Source organism: Acinetobacter sp. 228 (genome assembly GCF_048147885.1).
In genome coordinates this window covers 1-1,163 of sequence record NZ_JAYWYV010000445.1, presented here as the reverse complement: position 1 = coordinate 1,163, position 1,163 = coordinate 1, and the positions used below count along the sequence as shown (strand labels likewise).

Here is a 1,163-nt window from a genome sequence, read left to right as displayed (position 1 = left end):
AACAAGAAGACAATTGCCGCAAAAGCAAAACCAATTAAAGGAGAAAATAATAATGCCTTACCTACTTTAATCACCTGATCCATATCAACACCACTGGTCGTTACGCCAGTCGATGCACTCAACAGATGATTCATAATACCCACACCTAAGATTGAACCAATCAAGGTATGAGAGCTAGAAGCAGGAATTCCCAAGAACCAAGTACCAAGATTCCAAAGAATTGCAGCGATCAACAATGCAAAAACCATTGCAAAGCCAGCACCACTGCCCATGTTCATAATAAGTTCAACGGGAAGCAATGCAATAATGCCATACGCAACAGCACCACTTGCGACCATTACCCCAAGGAAATTACAAAAACCTGCCCACATGACTGCAACCGGTGCAGGCAAAGCATTTGTATAAATAACCGTTGCAACTGCATTAGCAGTGTCATGGAAACCGTTTACAAATTCAAAGCCTAGTGCAATCAAGAGTGCAGTAGATAAAAGAATAACTGAATAAAGGCTTAAAGGTGGAACATGCGCTAAATCAGCACTGACCTGAAACCCAATATAAATAAGTGTTGCAATAATAATCGTCAGAAACACCGGCATAAAAAACTTAGGTGTCGGGACATGTACATTCGTCGATTTTGCTTGCAGGTTTGCCGCAAGTTTTGAATCCGAAACAGGGGGTAGATTAGAATTCATGCAGACGGTAAGAGGATAATAAAATCCTCTGTATTCTTAAATTAAATTATGACAATTATATGACAAAGAGACGCCTGATGAAGTCAATTTTTTATATTTTGACCTCATTTGATGCACCTTTCCCCGACTGTTTTTATTTTTTTCTTAAAATACAATAATTTAAACCATTAATTATGAGCTCCTTTTGTGCTTATTTTTACAGCAAAAAAATAAATAAAATTACCGATATGTCTATTTTTCATACAAAGCAACTGTAATATTTCGGCATATTGAGCATGAAATATTTCAATATCATGATCATTTGATGAATATTTCATGAAAATTCTTTTGTTTTTGACATAAAGCGATCTCTTTTTTTAACTTTTTAGTCAGCTACACCTGACCTTTGTAGATCATCATTTGTGCTGCTATTCTGTTACAATAGCGCCGCATTTTTAAATTCATATAAAGATCGGGGTTTTCTATGTCTAC

General features: G+C 36.1%; 1 protein-coding gene. It reads right to left on the bottom strand.

What is annotated here, in order from left to right; genetic code table 11:
• The coding region (locus VXQ92_RS19735) for an inorganic phosphate transporter (RefSeq protein ID WP_416682934.1) at positions 1–692 on the bottom strand (692 nt) is incomplete at its 3' end.
• Positions 693–1,163 lie beyond the last annotated feature (471 nt).